Genomic DNA, 15357 nt, shown 5'->3' on the forward strand with positions numbered 1-15357 from the left:
CACCTGATATCTTAGGGTGCATGTCTGGCGCTTCTGCCGCGGCCGCCGCCGCTGTTACGAGGACGCTCCGCTAGCGGCGGGGCGATCTACCCTCTGACGTTTCCGTCGCTTCGTAGTTAGTCCGGAGCGGTGTTTTTTGCTGCCCGGAGTTCATCTTTCGAACAACGGAGCATTCGTGTCCTTTCGCATTTCCTTGCACCGGGATAGATCATCGGTGCGTGCATGGCTTGTCCTTGTCTGTCTATCCCTCCTGCAGTTCTTCATCGCCGTCGACGTCACCGTCGTGAACGTCGCACTGCCTTCCATCGGCGCCGAGTTCGGCGCATCAGAGAGTCAACTGACCTGGGTTGTGGTCGCCTACACGATCACGGGAGGTGGCCTACTCATGCTGGGTGGGCGCCTCGGCGACGTGTTCGGCAGGAGACGCGTGCTCCTGACCGGCACCGCGATCTTCGGCGCGGCATCCTTGCTGGCTGGGATCGCATGGTCATTCCCGATTCTCGTCGCCGCTCGATTGCTGCAGGGGGTCGGTGAAGCGCTTGCGCTCCCCGCAGCGATGGCGGCCATCGTCATGCTCTTCCCCGAAGGGCGCGGACGATCACGGGCCCTGAGTGTCTGGGCAGCAGTCGCCAGCTGTGGCCTCGTGCTCGGATTCGTGCTCTCCGGGGTCATCACCGAGTTCTATGGCTGGCGATGGATCTTCCTTGTGGCGATTCCGTTCGTTTTGCTCGTGCTCGTCACAGCGGGCATCCTCCTCCCCGCTGGAAACGCGGCGAAGTCCGCTCCGCTCGACCTTCCTGGCGCCATCTTGCTCACCGCGACGCCGCTGCTGTTCGTGTTCGGAATTATCGAAGCAGGCTCGGGTGCGCATACCGCGACCTGGGTCGCCGCACTTGCTGGCTCGTTTGTCTGCGCCGCATTATTCGTCGTGGTTGAGCGACGTGCAGCGAATCCTTTGGTGCCGATGACGTTTTTCCGCAACCAGACGCGAGTCCTCGCGAACGGAGCCACCGCGCTTTTGAGTGCCGCATTGTCAACGTCGTTCCTGCTCTTCACCTTCTACCTGCAAGAACGTCTGGGGCTCAGCCCGCTGGCGACAGGATTCACGCTCATCCCCTTGGCCGTCTCGCTCGTGATCGCGGCGACGTTCGTGCCCAGGTTGCTCGACCGTTGGGGCGCGCGTGCGTGCATCCTCGCTGGCCTCGTGTTCACGGCACTGGCGATGGGCACCATCGCGATCGTCGTGCACATGCATGGACCAGCACCAGCGATGATTCCCGCGATGATTCTTATTGCCGCAGGCATGGGCTTCGGTCTGGTTGGTCTCCAGTACGCGGCGGTGAGCGGCGTCACCGACCAAGATGCCGGGATCGCTTCTGGTGTCCAGCGAGCCTCCGATCAATTAGGCGGATCAACCGGCATCGCCCTCTACTTGGGCATCGGTTTTGCGCCCGCGTTCACCGGGGATGCGCCGTACCTGGTCAGCAGTGCCCTCGCCGTGATCGGGCTTATCGCCGCAGGAGCGCTCACTTCACGCATCGTGCTTCCGAGCACGCGGGAGCACCGGGCAATTTCCCAATAGGCACTCGACCCTTCCATCTCCGGCTGGCGTCTGGTCGGCCTGCTTTGGGTCCGCACTCAAAGCAGGACGACCCACGCAGTTATCCCGAGGGCCCGATGCCGTCACACTTCAGTGGCAATCGGCTTGCGAGATCGCTCTGACCTTACGGTCACTGCCGGTTTCAAGTGATCGTGACCGGTACCTGGGATGCGCACCTGATGGTCATCAATGCCGCCATCGAAAGTCAAAAGGATTCCCAATGCCAACGTTCTACGATCCCGGCGCCGATGCCGGTGAAGCATCCGAGGCGCTGCGCGGGCTCGCGCATGCATCACGCAACTTCGAGAACCCCCAGGATCTCTATGGCGTGCTCGGCGACCTGCTGTCGGGTGTCCGTTCGCTGAGGCAGGTGCTCGATCAGCTCGCTACTGCCCACATCAGCAATCGTGCCCGAGCGTTCGACGATCACGGTGACCATGCCGTTGGATCAACAGACGCGCTCGCTGCCGCCGATCAGCTGCACCAGGCGGCGACATTCATCGACCAAGCCGAGGAGCGACTGAACGCTGCGACATCCGCAGCGAGTCGTGTCTCCTGGCACAACGCGCCCGCGACAGACATCACCCCGGCAGCTCGGTGGATCAACGTCGTCTTCATACAAGGTGAAGAAGCCGACGAAGTGCTCGACATGATCGACGCCGACGGCCCTGCTGCCGGGCTCGACCACCTCAAGAACTGGGATTACGGAGACGAGACTACGAACGCGGCGATGGAGAACGGGTATGTCTACGACGTGCCGCCCAGCGGACCGTTGGATCACGAGCGGCGCGACGGTGACTACCACCTCACCTACAGTCACAGCTTCGACCACGTCGCCCTGTATCGACGCCACACCATCGACGCCGAAGACGGACTTCCGAACGAGTCGCGCGGCCTCGATGCGCACCCAGTGGCGCCGCGCCAACAGCGGGCATCCTGGTTCGAACCAGCAAACATCACGGCTCTAAAGCAGCAGCGAGGGTTGGGGCTATGAACTGGAATGACGCCGAGCGGCTCCATACGGCTGTCCTCGTTGCTCCAGCTTCCGAGAAGCGTCGAGTGCGCAAGCAGCGTCAAAAGGCGGCCGCAAAGCTACAGGCCAAGCAGCAGCACTCTGAACGCGAAGAAACTCGCGCGAAATATCTTACCGAGCTGGCTGAGCGTCGGGGTACGTCGTATATTTCCGCCGCTGGCGAGCCTGGTCCGGCTCAGCTGCGTTCACCAGGCCGGTTCCGTCTGCCCCGACATCAGGACACGTCTGCCACCCTCGCGGGGGCGTACCCATTCCTCGCGGAGGGCGGACTCGGTTCCGATGGCGTCTTCGTCGGCCAGGATCTGTACTCCGGTGGTTCCTTCGTCTACGACCCGTGGGTGCTGTACGCCCGTGGCATCATCACCGCTCCGAACCTCGTGCTCGCGGGCATCGTAGGCTCCGGGAAGTCCAGCCTTGCAAAGAGCCTCTACACACGGTCCCTCCCATTCGGGCGCCGCGTCTACGTGCCAGGTGACCCGAAGGGCGAACACACGGCCGTCGCCGAAGCCGTCGGCGGGCGTGCAATCGTGCTCGGGCACGGGCTTGCCGCACGGCTCAACCCTCTCGACGAGGGTTACCGCCCCTCTGGCATGAGCGACGAGAGCTGGGCGTCCACCGTCGCGTCTCGGCGCCGCGACCTGATCGGCGCACTCGCTGAGACGGTACTGACGCGACCCCTCACCCCGCTGGAGCACACGGCGATCGACACCGCGCTTACCGAGGTCGTGCGCAGCAACGACGTACCGATCCTTCCGATGGTCGTCGAACACATCCTCGCCCCCACCCCGCACGCAGACCCTGACGGCAGACTCGCCGAAGACGGGCGGCTCGTCGGGCATGCACTCCGAAGGCTTGTTGCGGGAGATCTCGCCGGGCTATTCGACGGCCCGTCAACCGTGACCTTCGATCCGACGCTACCGATGATCTCGCTCGACCTTTCACGGGTGACCGAGAACTCCACGCTGATCTCGGTGCTCATGACCTGCTCCTCTGCGTGGATGGAGTCTGCACTGCTCGATCCCAACGGCGGCCAACGCTGGTGCATCTACGACGAGGCCTGGCGGCTCATGTCCCACCCCGCACTGCTGCGACGGATGGACGCTCACTGGCGACTCGCACGTCACTACGGGATCGCGAACATGCTGATCTTCCACAAGCTCACTGACCTGGAGAACGTCGGTGACCAGGGGTCCGCCATGCGTGCCCTCGCCAACAGTCTGTTGGCCAATGCCGAGACGAGAATCATCTACCGGCAGGAATCCGACCAGCTCGGCGTCACCGCCGGAGCGCTTGGACTCACCGGTACGGAGCAGAAGCTGCTGCCGGGCCTCGGCGTGGGACAGGGGCTCTGGCGCATCAAGGATCGCTCGTTCGTCTGCCAGCACCAATTACACCCCGACGAGCTGGCACTCTTCGACACGACAGGTCGGATGGTGGGCTGAGTGCGCGCGGAGGCTCTGACGCACCTTCGCGGTATGAGCAAACGCAACACCAGAGATTCGTCGCCAGAGTCCTCCGTCAACCTTCCGATCGCCAGCATCCACGTCGATGAACGCGGTGCGATGCGCGTCTCCCTCGATGGCAGAGAGTTCCCGCCTACGGGTCCGGCGTCCGAGTGGGATAGGGCTCGTTTCGGTGAACTGCTCGACGCACTTTCCGCGCACCGCACGCGAACAGTTCGTGTCGAGGTGCGGGAGTACGACGGCTCCGTGTTCACCGACATTGTCCACGCCACGCGGCGCGAGCGCATGGCAGCAGAGCCTCCGGTACCCGATGCCACGCGGCGAGCGCGCCATCGGCCAACACATGAGCTGATCGAGGTTCGTGGTGCCGGTTTCATTCCCGGCGAAGACGTGACGGTCGCGCTCTCGGTCTCGAGCGCGGAAGGTGCCGCTGACGGCACAGCTCGTGCAGCTATCGATCTCAGTCAGGTTGCGGATGAGAACGCAGAGTTCCTGCTGATCGGGCGCGTATCTGGCGTCATCGTCGCTGAGCGGTTGCCAGCATGACCAGCGCCCAGTCTCATAGCCGCGGTCTTGGGGATGAGCTGACCAACGCCCTCATAATTGGCCTCTTCGCACTTTTCGGTATCGCTGCCGTGCTCCGCGGGGCCGGTTCGATCGCAGCCTTTCTGACTGGTGCTGAACGACCGGAGGTCGGTTTCGCCGGTGGCGTCAACGTGATCTTTGCCCCTGCTGATCCCGCCGCTGCTCTCGGGGCACCCGGCCTCAATACAGCTGTCTACTGGGTCGTAGCATCCCTTCTTCTCGGTTTGCTCACCACCGCGATTGTGTGGGTCTGGGCTCGGATACGACGCCATACTCGGGCCGTCACTTCCGACCCCCGCAAGCTTCAAGGGACCGCGAGCGGGCACGACGTCGCATCCAGCGCCTCCTCGAAGGCGCTCCTTCGTCGTGCTGCGACGCTGCGTCCTTCGCTTGAGCACCCGAAGCCGGAGGATGTGGGCTTCTTGCTTGGTCGCTCGCACGGCAAGCAGATCTGGGCGAGCGTCGAAGATTCGATCCTGTTGATCGGTCCGCCGCGCTCAGGTAAGGGGCTGCATATCGTGATCCCGGCGATCCTTGACGCGCCAGGCGCAGTCGTCACAACGTCCACTCGGCCCGACAACCTTACGGTGACGCTCAAGGCACGAGAGCGACTTGGCCCTGTCGCGGTCTTCGACCCACAGCACCTGGCCGAAGGCGTTCCCGCCGGTCTGCGATGGTCTCCCATCCGAGGCTGCGAAGATCCGCTCACCGCGATGATTCGGGCGACTGGTCTCGCAGCGGCCACCGAACTCTCGTCCGGTGGCGTCGAAGGCGGCGGCTTCTGGGAGGGCAAGACCCGAGTCGCGCTGCAAGCGCTCCTCCACGCTGCGGCGCTCGATAACAGAACTCCGGCGGAACTCTTCCGCTGGACACTCGACCCTGCGGTGGCAGCCGAGGCCGTTGCGATCCTCACCGGCTCACCTCTCGCCGCGACGGGATGGGCAGAATCATTGGAAGCGATGCTCGATGCTGATCCGCGCACTCGCGACAGCATCTGGCAGGGCGTCTCGCTCGCTCTGGCCTCGCTCGCCGACCCCAGGGTGTTGGACGCGGTAAGCCCGACCGAGGGTGAGCACTTCGATCCGGAGCAGTTCATTCGCAGCCGCGGCACGCTGTACCTGCTCGCGACCGGAGCTGGCGCCGGAAACAGCGCTGCGCTGGTTGCCGCCTTCGTCGAAGACCTCGTTGAGACTGCTCGCCGCATGGCGGCACGATCGCCCGGTGCACGACTCGATCCCCCGCTCCTGCTCGCGCTCGATGAGATTGGGAACCTCGCGCCACTCCCTTCACTGCCGACACTCATGGCCGAAGGCGGCGGCACCGGCATCACGACGATGCCTGTGCTCCAATCGCTCGCCCAAGCACGCGACAAGTGGTCAGAGAATCAGGCGGCTGCGATCTGGGACGCAAGCATCGCGAAGATCATCCTCGGCGGTGCATCAAACTCTCGCGATCTCCAGGACCTCTCCACCCTCATCGGTGAGCGTGACGCGTTCACTGACTCCGTCACGCTTGGCGACTACGGTTCACGCTCCAATCAGCGCTCTGTCCGCAGATTGTCTATCTTGCCGCCGGATCGGATTCGGACGCTCCCCTTCGGTATCGGCGTGATCCTGCTCCGATCGACGGCACCCATCATCACCGATCTGCATCCATGGCCGAAACGTGCTGACGGAGAGAAGCTCCTTCTCGATCGCTCGGCGATGGAAGCTCTGCTGGAGCACCCCAAGCTTTAACAAGCACGGGTGACGACCGTGCACCTACCTGTCGCAACGGCCGAACAAACGCGGCCGCCTGACCAGACAGGAAGAGCATCATGTCGATCCACACACAAGAGTCCGTCTCGGGATTCGTCACCTCAGAACCGCAGCTGACAGTCTCGGCCAACGGGAACCCCCGCCTCTACTTCCGTTTCGGGCAGGAGCACTTCCGCCGCGAGGAGGACGGCACCTTCACACAACTGGAGTCGAGCTTTCACCACCTCGTCATGTTCGGGCGTTCCGCCGAACGCGCTTCAGAGCGATTCTCCAAAGGCGACAACTTCATTGCCGAGGGATACCAGCGGCCCGTGAGCTACGAGCGCGAAGGTCAAAGCGTTGAGAGCGAGGAGTTCGTCGCGAAGCGCATCGGCCACGATGCCGCACGCACCCGCTACGAAGTCGACCGCTCACCCCGTAAGGCAGCTTCGCGGAGCAGCGCCGACAAAGAACAGCGCCGCGCATTCGCACCTCGATCCTCTGGGACCGTAAACGGTGCCCCATCTCTCGGGCACTGAGCCGGATCGGAGCAGCACATGAACGAGCACAGCGCCCCCGGCGAGGGTAACGAGAACATCCAGGCTGAGCAGTTTGAGCCGGATCTCGTCGCAGAGCCACCGCATCCCATCAACTGGAATCTACTCACATCGCAAGACCTTGAGGAAGAACTTCTCGAACTCAATCGCTGGGTGAATTGGCTCCGCACCGAGTACGGCCTGCCCGCCGCAGTGATTCCACCGGTATGGCATCGTCACCCCGAGCTGCTCTGGGAGCTTTCCGCCCTCCACCTGCATTGGCTATGCGCCTACGACCCCAACCAAGACGGCTCAGCACCGTTCGGATGGCACCGCGACTTCGCAGAGGCTCGTCAGCGTCTGCGCGACTGGGTGACGGCCAGCGGCACGCGGCTTGACCGAGATCGACCGACGCGGCAAACCGTCTGGCCAGGCGAGGAACGCACCGTCCACATCGTGGAGGAGGCCATCATGGATCGGGATGCTGACTTCGTACAGTTCGTGCTCGAACAGGTTGAGGCGCGTAGGGCCGCAGAGGATGCGTTCTACGCAAGCATCGGCGCGAGAACGGATGAGACGCCCAATTGAGGTCGTCTGATCGACGAGCCCCCGGTTGAGATGGATGCGTGCTTCATTCGCAGAGTGCCGCCAGCAGGATGGATTGATCCTCGTCGACGCTTGCGGTGGTCCGCTCGACACCCGACTTGCTTCCTTCAGCCAGCGTCCAACGGGTGCTCCTCTTCGGTCTGCCGCATCCGTCCTGCCAGGAGCGCGATCACCGCGAGAATCGGTGGAACGGCCCCAGCGATCACGAAAATTGCGGGGATCGGCACCAGCAACGAGAGCGGTCCGGCAACGGCGATCGACACGGGCATGAACGCGATCGAGACGAAGAAGTCGAGGCTGGCGACCCGCCCGATCATGTCCAGCGGCACCAACCGTTGCAGCAACGTGCCCCATACGACCACGCCCGCGCCTGTGAGCGCACCGACGAGGAAGAGCGCTGCGAGCATCAAGAGGAGGTTGTCGACAACGCCGATGACCACCAAGGGAAGGGTGCCAACACCCCAGCAGAGAATCATGAATGTCAGGTAGCGGCGTGGGAGCTTCAGGGATGAGACGATCAGCGAGCCGACGGCGCCCCCGATCCCATACGCGGCCAGGAGGAACCCGAAGGTGGCTTCAGCTTCCACGAATCGGTCGCGAGTAAGGAACGGCAGAAGCACCTCGATCGGTCCTTGGATGATGAGCGCGAGCCCCGAACCGAAGATGAGCGTCCACAGGAGCCAGCGCGTGCGAACGACATATCCCACGCCCGCTCGGAGATCGCGCCAGACACTCACTCGTTCTTCGAGCGGCGTGACCGAGGGGTGCTCGTCGCGTCGGCTGAGGAACAGGGTGATGACGAAAGCGATCATGTATGAGGCTGCGACGATGACGACGCCGATGGCCGGGAAGAAGATGCCGACGATGACGCCGCCAAGCGCTGGTCCGAGCCCTTGCCCCATCGTCGGCCTGAGCGCACCTTCGAGCCCGTTCGCGGCCAGCAGCTGATCGGGTGGGAGTACCTGCGGCAGGTACGCACTATACGCCGGGTAGAAGAAGGCGCTGCCTGCCCCCATTGCGAAGGACGCGACACCGACATGCCAGAGTTCGACGTTGCCGGTGAGCGAGAGGACTGCGACGGCCGATATGACGGCCGCAATCACTCCCTGAACGGTAATGATAATGCGGCGCTTGGACAACCGGTCTGCGACGACACCACCAACGATCGAGAACGCGAAGAGGCCCAGGCTCATCCCGGTCGCGACAGCTGAGAGCGCAAGCGGACTATCATCGAGCGCAAGCACTTGGAACACCATGACGATGGTCCACATGCCAGTCCCGAAGACCTCGATGCCGACCGCGGCAAACAACAGTCGGTAGTCCCGTGAAGTCAGGGGGCGAAGTGCGCGCACTCGGCGGAGACTCTTGCTTTTCATACCCGCACCTCACTTTCTGCCATCGCGCTGAGTTGCAGCTGCGGCCAGGCGGCAACGTCGCGAAGAAGCTGACGGTCATGCGTCGACACGACCACCGCCGCCTGGGTTGCTCCGAGCGCCTCGGTGAGTTCATCGACGAGCGCGATCGAGAGGTGATTAGTGGGTTCGTCGAGCAACAACACGTGCGGGCGGGCCGCGAGAACTAAAGCCAGGTCGAGGCGACGCTGTTGCCCCATCGAGAGTTCACCGACGCGTTTACCTGCCTCGCGTGAGCGGAGTAGGCCGAGGCCTGACAGGCCGACCGCCTCCGACGCACGTACCGTTCCTGCAGAGACCAGCCCGTCGACGTGATTCGCGTATACGTCGCTCGCTCGGAGGTCTCGCGGTAGAGCCGTCTCTTGCCGAAGGAAGCCTACCCGTGTACTGCGGGACGCGCGAACGGTTCCAGTGTCCGCTGAGAGTTCACCCGCCGTTACGCTCAAGAGTGTTGATTTGCCTGCCCCGTTCGGCCCGGTCACCGCGAGTCTGGAGCGGTGCGACAGCGTGAACGACACCGGCTCTGCCAGTCGTCCGTCGACACTGACTTGCTCAACACTCAGGAGTGCCGCGCCGGTTCGCGTGGGCAGCTCAGGGAACCGGAAATGCTGCGGCGGTTCCGGCACGGTCACCGCATGCGCTTCGAGTGCTTCCTGACGTCGGTGTACGCTCTGCACCAGCCCGCCCGCGCGAGTCGCGCGACCGTGTTTGTTCGTACCCTTCTCGGGTCGCCACCCCGACACGAGTCGGTTCTGGGCAGCACTCAAACTGTCCTGCAGCCGCGCGTGCTCAGATTGCTGGCGCTCGTATTCCTGCTCCCAACGCTCCCGTTCGGCGACGCGCCCCTCACGGTACCCGTCATACCCGTTGCCATACACGCGCGGGCGCTTATCAGGTGTCGGATCGAGGTCGACGATCGTCTCGGCGACGTCGGCCAAGAGCGCTCGATCATGACTGACGATGACGATACCGCCACTGCGCGCTTTGAGCTGTGTGGTCAAGAATTCGAGCCCACTGCGGTCGAGATGGTTCGTGGGCTCGTCGAGCAGGAGAAAGTCGTCATCGGCACCCAAGAGGCACGCTAATCGCACCCGGTACCGTTGACCCACAGAGAGATCGGCGAGCAATCTGTCCATGTCAGTCTCAGCTTCGAGCGCTTCGAGCGCGACCTGCACGCGACGCTCGGCATCCCATGCATTCAGTGCTTCGGCATGCTCTAGCGATGTTTCATACTGCTCAGCGGCGTCAGCACTGCCTTCTGCGAGGGCGACGGCGGCATCGTCGAGGGCTGCCAAGGCAGCGAGCGATTCGGCAATTGCCTCCGCGACGGCCTGCCCGACGGTTCGGTGGTCGGAGGCTTCCATCTCCTGTTCAGCGAGACCGAGCGTGCCGATGCGTTGGACTTCGCCACCGTCCGGCGGCAGGGTGCCCGCAAGTACGTGCAGGAGTGTGGATTTGCCACGGCCGTTCTCTCCAACGATCGCTACGCGAGACGAAGCAGTGATGACGAGATCGACATGGTTGAGAACTGATGTGGCGCCTCGCATGACGGAAACGTCGGAGGCGGTAAGTTGCGCGCGATGGCGCGCCGGAATATGACGTGTGGGGGTAAGCATTCGAATCCTTCGGAACGACGCACCACGAAAAACCGTGAGGCAACGAGTACGTCAATGACGGCGACCTCAAAAGGGTCAGAACGAGCGACCGCCGCTGGCTCGGATATTCTCAACGAGCGCGGTAGGCCTGCTCCGTCATTACAGGAAGTACAAATGCATGCACCTAGTCTACCTCATAGAACATAGGCTCACCGAAAGAAGCCCAGTCGCTCATCATGTGGCGAAACGCTCCCTGCTGTGCGAACTTACCGGTTCTATGAACCCCTGACAAGCGATCGATTTCCTATCGGAAGCGACTTAGACTCGGTCGCAGCCTCTCGCCCTTCAATCCTCTCCCGATACCGAGCACGGCTCAGAAGTGCCACGCTGATCGGGCCGATCGCGATGAATTTCAACGCGTTCCAGACGCACAGTAGGACGACGAGGTTGAACCATCCTGGCGCGCCGTCGCCGATCGCAGATGAGCACCAATGCGCCAGCACGATGTACGGCGCGGCCAAGAGCATCGCGGGAATGCCCCATTTCAGGCCACGGCGCTGCCGGATCCGGCCCAACACAATGTTCGTGGGTGCGTATCGCTGCAGGACTGCGTAGATGAAGCTGCTGACCGTCAAAATCAAACGGATCATGATGGGGCCTCTCGTCACGCGTCGATCTCCGTCGAGGAAGCAGCATGTGAATCGAGCGCCCGAGAGGGCCGCCCCGAAGGGCCCGCAGAGTTGAGAACCTGCTTCGTCTCCCAGGGTACGCCTGCTCCGCATGAGGCAACAAGGGGGGGGCAGCATTCGCGCACCTTCTCAGTGAGATCTCACCTCGAAGGAGGCCATCATGCCAACGCTCTCGAACCTCGCTACAGATGAGCGAACTGCCCGCCAAGTGCTGTCATTGATCGGCACTCCGAACGACGCCGCAACGGGCGCACTCCTCGAACGAGTCGGTGGGGTCGAGCTGATCGCTCTGATCGAGCGCGACACCGCGATTCCCGGGATGGATCGAGTCGAGGCAGCAGTCTGGCGAGATCGATTGCAATCACGAGCGAATCCCGATCAGGTGGCCTCGCGGTTGCTCGCTGAGAACGACTATCGGGTGCTTGTACCCGAGGACTCAGAGTGGCCCGCCGCCCTCAACGATCTCCGCGAGCGAGCCCCGTACGCGCTCTGGGCTGCGGGACACGCAGAACTCCTCATCGCGCAGCCTTCCCACCTGATCACGATCACTGGCGCCCGGGCAGCGACCGCTTACGGCGTGCACGTTGCCGAGGACATCTCCAGCGAGCTGGCTCGAAATGGCAAGACCCTCGTCGCCGGTGCTGCCTACGGTATCGAAAGCTCCGTGCACAGGTCCGCGCTCATCGAGAGCGGCAACACGATCGCGGTGCTTGCCTCAGGCGTCGACCGCCCATACCCCGCAGGTCATGCAGACCTCATTGTGAGCGTGTCACGCCAAGGTCTGGTGCTCTCTGAGCTACCGCCCGGTGTCAGCCCGACCCGGCAGCGTTTTCTGGATCGTTCGCGCATTCTCGCCGCGCTCTCTGGTGCCACCATCGTCGTTGAAGCGGGGTTTCGGTCTGGAACGCTGCACACAGCGCGGGAGGCCGTACTCCTGGGTCGCATCGTTGGCGCTGTCCCCGGGCCCGTTACCTCCGCCGCCAGCGCCGGTACGAATCACCTGCTGCAGGACGGGAGCGCGCACGTCGTCACCAATGCATCGGACGTCACGCGGATGCTTGACACTGCGAACACCCCCAAGCGGAGTGTCATCCACCTGGGTGCGTCGCGTGCTGTAGCCGCTATCTCATCGTTGGGATCTCCACGACGAGACTCTTTCGCAGTTCATCCAGGTCAACCCTGATGAGGCGCCCGACCCGGTACCCGCGAACCGTGCCGTCGGAGATTCGGCGCCGGATCGTCTTGACTGAGACACCCAGGCTTTCGGCCGCGACGGCCAGTGAGACCAGGTCGGGTTCGTGCTCTTCGCTGCGAGTTCGAGAGTTCATGGCAGTGCCTTCCTGTGGATGGATTGGTGTTACCTCACAGGTGTCCGCGGCTGTCCGCTTACGACTCCTTCCCCGCGTTCTTCTTCCGGTCAAGGGTCGCTGCGACGCGTGCACTCATCCGATCCGCCAGTTCTCGGTCGCGATTCATTGTGGCGTGCTGATATCGCAGCACGATGTGAATGTCGGCGTGCCCGCCCCTGCGCATCAGCTCGGCGAGCGTCGCTCCTTCTTGAGCGAAGATCGTCAGCCCAGTGTGACGCAGATCATGGAATCGGAAACGGTGCGGCAATCCCTCAACTCCGTCGCGGACGTCGGCCCAGACGTAGCCCCACCGCGTGTTCGACAGCGGCATGGCGCCGCGGCTGCTTGCCGGGATCAGCGGAGCCTTGTCTTCGGTTGCGACGTGATCTTTGAGGTGCTGCTTCAGCCGATCGGTCATGAGCTTCGGGATGCTCAGCGACCGCTTGCCCGCTTCACTCTTCAGATCTGTGTAGTCGCCGGTGTTGGCGTTCAGCTGACGTCGCACGTGCAGAGTCGCGCTGCCGTCGTCATGCCACTCGACATCACGCCGTTGCAACCCCAGGCATTCCCCACGGCGCAACTGACACCAGGCGGCGAGCTGCACCATGATCGCCCACTGATCCGGAACCGCTTGATACAAGGCCTCAACCTGTTTCGGTGTGATGATGTCCTCGCTCTCATCATGGTCGGCATCATGGCGAACCGATTCCTGGCGAGGAATCGAAACGCTTGGCGCCGCAGGAATGATGCCGTCGCGAGCTGCTTGCCGCAGGATCATCATGAGCACGATGAGTACGGGCCGCGTGATGCCATTGAACTTCGACTTCGGGTTCAGCGGCGCTGGGATCTGGTCGAGCCGATCTGTCATTACACGGATGCGGTTGACGTCGATATCCCTCATCGGAGTGTCTCCGAACTCAGGAATGAGATAGCCAGAGACCTTGCCCTGATACGAGCGGACGGTCCCGACGGCACGTATCTTGCCGCTTCGGTTGGGCTCCGTCTTGATCATCTGCAGCCACCGTTTCGAGTACGCCTCGAACCCCATCGACCGACTCTGCTCGGCGGCAGTCTCGGCGCGGCGTCGCTCCGCAATGACTTCTGGCGGCTCCCACAAGCCGAGCGAGATCTTCGAGTGCATCGACGCGAGCCATTTCCGCGCATCGGTCTTCGTGACGAACGTAAGCGCCTTGTCGTCCTCAGTTCGCGCTGGGTACATCTCGCCATCTGGCGCGGGATAGCGGGCCTGCCAACGACCCGACGGAAGCTTGCGCAAGCTACCCCACGTCTCTCGTTTCGTCCCGCTCATGATGCCCTCCCGTGTACTCGGATGGACGCGGTTGGACCCTCGTGCCACTCCGTGCCACTAGATCCGTCTGAACCACAAAACCCGCGTGTTTCCGCGGATCCTGAGGCATCGCCTGAGCCTCGTATGGCACGAAGTGGCACGGCCTCGGCGGTGTGCCGACCCCAGATTTCGGGTGGCTGGCCTCCTCGCTTCCATGGGGAAGGTGTGCGCGTGCCATCCACGTGCCACTCTGAACGGACACTCCTGGTCATTTCTGTTCTCCTCTGTCGTTTGACAGAGGGCACGAAAAGGCCCGAACCCGCGAGATTTCGCGGATCCGGGCCTCTGACCAGGCTTTTCAGCCGGGGCTTCTCAGAAAACTTCTAGAAGTCCCAGTCCTCGTCTTCGGTGGCCTCAGCCTTGCCGATGACGTACGACGAGCCTGAGCCACTAAAGAAGTCGTGGTTTTCGTCAGCGTTCGGTGAGAGCGCCGAGAGGATCGCCGGGTTCACGTCGGTCATTTCCTTCGGGAACATCGGGTCGTAGCCGAGGTTCATCAGCGCCTTGTTCGCGTTGTAGTGAAGGAACTTCTTGACGTCTTCGGTAAGGCCTACGGGATCGTACAGATCCTGCGTGTAGAGGATCTCGTTTTCGTAGAGGTCGTACAGGAGCGCGAGGGTGTACTCCTTGAGCTCCTCCTGACGCTCGGGGGTCTCCTTCGCGACCGCAAGCTGGTACTTGTAGCCGATGTAGTAGCCATGCACGGCCTCGTCGCGAATGATGAGGCGGATGAGGTCTGCGGTGTTCGTGAGCTTCGCCTTCGAGGACCAGTAGATCGGTAGGTAGAAGCCCGAGTAGAACAGGAACGACTCGAGCAGCGTCGATGCGACCTTGCGCTTCAGCGGGTCGTCACCCTCGTAGTAGTCGACGATGATCTGGGCCTTCTTCTGCAGCGCCGTGTTCTCCGTCGACCAGCGGAACGCGTCATCGATCTCCTGCGTCGACGCGAGCGTCGAGAAGATCGAAGAGTAGCTCTTCGCGTGCACCGACTCCATGAACGCGATGTTCGTGTAGACGGCCTCCTCATGCGGGGTGATCGCGTCGGGGATCAGCGAAACAGCGCCGACGGTGCCCTGGATCGTGTCGAGCAGGGTCAGCCCGGTGAAGACCCGCATGGTGAGCAGCTGCTCATCAGGGGTGAGCGTCGCCCACGACTGCACGTCGTTCGAGAGCGGCACCTTTTCGGGGAGCCAGAAGTTGTTCACCAGACGGTTCCAGACCTCAAGGTCCTTCTCGTCCTCGATGCGGTTCCAGTTAATTGCCTGAACTGCATGGCCCAGCTTGAAGTTCATCGATTCCCTCTGCTCTCTCACTTACTCGCACCGCACGCCCGGCCAGGGCGAAACGCGAAGTTTGGTGGCAAACTCGGGGCTCCGCGCTGTGCGCGCGAATACCGCCGAGGCAC

At 62.9% G+C, this 15357-nt stretch carries 14 protein-coding genes; 8 read left to right on the forward strand and 6 right to left on the reverse strand.

What is annotated here, in order from left to right; genetic code table 11:
* Positions 1-214: 214 nt before the first annotated feature.
* The 7 genes from KI794_RS14755 to KI794_RS14785 all read left to right on the forward strand — a co-directional run bounded on the left by KI794_RS14755 (position 215) and on the right by KI794_RS14785 (position 7541).
* Positions 215-1582 (forward strand): MFS transporter, encoded by a 1368-nt coding sequence (locus KI794_RS14755; RefSeq protein WP_255162138.1) that lies wholly within the window; start codon positions 215-217, stop codon positions 1580-1582.
* 238 nt (positions 1583-1820) lie between these two features.
* Positions 1821-2594 carry a hypothetical protein gene (locus KI794_RS14760; protein WP_255162140.1) on the forward strand — a complete coding sequence of 258 codons (774 nt, stop codon included), beginning with the start codon at positions 1821-1823 and terminating at the stop codon, positions 2592-2594.
* The gene (locus KI794_RS14765) at positions 2591-4075 is read left to right on the forward strand and encodes an ATP-binding protein (protein WP_255162143.1); all 1485 of its coding nucleotides are present in this window, start codon (positions 2591-2593) and stop codon (positions 4073-4075) included. Before KI794_RS14760 ends, KI794_RS14765 begins: the two co-directional genes overlap by 4 nt.
* A 33-nt stretch (positions 4076-4108) precedes the next feature.
* Positions 4109-4642, forward strand: a complete 534-nt coding sequence (locus tag KI794_RS14770) for a hypothetical protein (protein WP_188034653.1) — start codon at positions 4109-4111, stop codon at positions 4640-4642.
* Positions 4639-6417, forward strand: coding sequence for a type IV secretory system conjugative DNA transfer family protein (locus KI794_RS14775; protein WP_255162147.1), 1779 nt, complete (start codon positions 4639-4641; stop codon positions 6415-6417). The genes KI794_RS14770 and KI794_RS14775 overlap by 4 nt, the downstream gene beginning before the upstream one ends.
* An 80-nt stretch (positions 6418-6497) precedes the next feature.
* Positions 6498-6956 (forward strand): single-stranded DNA-binding protein, encoded by a 459-nt coding sequence (locus KI794_RS14780; protein ID WP_255162149.1) that lies wholly within the window; start codon positions 6498-6500, stop codon positions 6954-6956.
* Between the two features lie 18 nt (positions 6957-6974).
* The gene (locus KI794_RS14785; RefSeq protein ID WP_255162151.1) at positions 6975-7541 is read left to right on the forward strand and encodes a DUF4913 domain-containing protein; all 567 of its coding nucleotides are present in this window, start codon (positions 6975-6977) and stop codon (positions 7539-7541) included.
* Between the two features lie 125 nt (positions 7542-7666).
* On the opposite strand, the gene KI794_RS14790 is transcribed toward KI794_RS14785, so the two are convergent.
* The 3 genes from KI794_RS14790 to KI794_RS14800 form a co-directional block, all read right to left on the reverse strand.
* Positions 7667-8935 carry an MFS transporter gene (locus tag KI794_RS14790; protein ID WP_188034649.1) on the reverse strand — a complete coding sequence of 423 codons (1269 nt, stop codon included), beginning with the start codon at positions 8933-8935 and terminating at the stop codon, positions 7667-7669.
* On the reverse strand, positions 8932-10587 hold the full coding sequence (locus KI794_RS14795) for an ABC-F family ATP-binding cassette domain-containing protein (RefSeq protein ID WP_255162155.1): 1656 nt from the start codon (positions 10585-10587) through the stop codon (positions 8932-8934). The genes KI794_RS14790 and KI794_RS14795 overlap by 4 nt, the downstream gene beginning before the upstream one ends.
* A gap of 254 nt (positions 10588-10841) precedes the next feature.
* Positions 10842-11216: a sulfate permease gene (locus KI794_RS14800; RefSeq protein WP_255162158.1), complete on the reverse strand. Its 375-nt coding sequence runs from the start codon at positions 11214-11216 to the stop codon at positions 10842-10844.
* 199 nt (positions 11217-11415) lie between these two features.
* On the opposite strand from KI794_RS14800, the gene KI794_RS14805 reads away from it, so the two are divergent.
* Positions 11416-12438 (forward strand): DNA-processing protein DprA, encoded by a 1023-nt coding sequence (locus KI794_RS14805; RefSeq protein WP_255162161.1) that lies wholly within the window; start codon positions 11416-11418, stop codon positions 12436-12438.
* Here KI794_RS14805 and KI794_RS14810 read toward each other — a convergent pair.
* The 3 genes from KI794_RS14810 to nrdF all read right to left on the reverse strand — a co-directional run bounded on the left by KI794_RS14810 (position 12377) and on the right by nrdF (position 15244).
* Positions 12377-12583: an excisionase family DNA-binding protein gene (locus KI794_RS14810; RefSeq protein WP_255162163.1), complete on the reverse strand. Its 207-nt coding sequence runs from the start codon at positions 12581-12583 to the stop codon at positions 12377-12379. The genes KI794_RS14805 and KI794_RS14810 overlap by 62 nt on opposite strands.
* A 58-nt stretch (positions 12584-12641) precedes the next feature.
* Positions 12642-13913 (reverse strand): tyrosine-type recombinase/integrase, encoded by a 1272-nt coding sequence (locus KI794_RS14815; RefSeq protein WP_255162165.1) that lies wholly within the window; start codon positions 13911-13913, stop codon positions 12642-12644.
* Between the two features lie 362 nt (positions 13914-14275).
* Positions 14276-15244 carry a class 1b ribonucleoside-diphosphate reductase subunit beta gene (nrdF, locus tag KI794_RS14820; RefSeq protein ID WP_119282672.1) on the reverse strand — a complete coding sequence of 323 codons (969 nt, stop codon included), beginning with the start codon at positions 15242-15244 and terminating at the stop codon, positions 14276-14278.
* Positions 15245-15357 lie beyond the last annotated feature (113 nt).

The sequence above is a fragment of the Leucobacter aridicollis genome (genome assembly GCF_024399335.1).
GTDB lineage: Bacteria > Actinomycetota > Actinomycetes > Actinomycetales > Microbacteriaceae > Leucobacter > Leucobacter aridicollis_A.

Bases quoted from the DNA above. Each gene is read 5' to 3' on its own strand.
- KI794_RS14760 (WP_255162140.1), top strand. From the start codon at position 1,821: ATGCCAACGTTCTACGATCCCGGCGCCGATGCCGGTGAAGCATCCGAG.
- KI794_RS14765 (WP_255162143.1), top strand. From the start codon at position 2,591: ATGAACTGGAATGACGCCGAGCGGCTCCATACGGCTGTCCTCGTTGCT.
- KI794_RS14770 (WP_188034653.1), top strand. From the start codon at position 4,109: ATGAGCAAACGCAACACCAGAGATTCGTCGCCAGAGTCCTCCGTCAAC.
- KI794_RS14775 (WP_255162147.1), top strand. From the start codon at position 4,639: ATGACCAGCGCCCAGTCTCATAGCCGCGGTCTTGGGGATGAGCTGACC.
- KI794_RS14780 (WP_255162149.1), top strand. From the start codon at position 6,498: ATGTCGATCCACACACAAGAGTCCGTCTCGGGATTCGTCACCTCAGAA.
- KI794_RS14785 (WP_255162151.1), top strand. From the start codon at position 6,975: ATGAACGAGCACAGCGCCCCCGGCGAGGGTAACGAGAACATCCAGGCT.
- KI794_RS14790 (WP_188034649.1), bottom strand. From the start codon at position 8,935: ATGAAAAGCAAGAGTCTCCGCCGAGTGCGCGCACTTCGCCCCCTGACT.
- KI794_RS14795 (WP_255162155.1), bottom strand. From the start codon at position 10,587: ATGCTTACCCCCACACGTCATATTCCGGCGCGCCATCGCGCGCAACTT.
- KI794_RS14800 (WP_255162158.1), bottom strand. From the start codon at position 11,216: ATGATCCGTTTGATTTTGACGGTCAGCAGCTTCATCTACGCAGTCCTG.
- KI794_RS14805 (WP_255162161.1), top strand. From the start codon at position 11,416: ATGCCAACGCTCTCGAACCTCGCTACAGATGAGCGAACTGCCCGCCAA.
- KI794_RS14810 (WP_255162163.1), bottom strand. From the start codon at position 12,583: ATGAACTCTCGAACTCGCAGCGAAGAGCACGAACCCGACCTGGTCTCA.
- KI794_RS14815 (WP_255162165.1), bottom strand. From the start codon at position 13,913: ATGAGCGGGACGAAACGAGAGACGTGGGGTAGCTTGCGCAAGCTTCCG.
- nrdF (WP_119282672.1), bottom strand. From the start codon at position 15,244: ATGAACTTCAAGCTGGGCCATGCAGTTCAGGCAATTAACTGGAACCGC.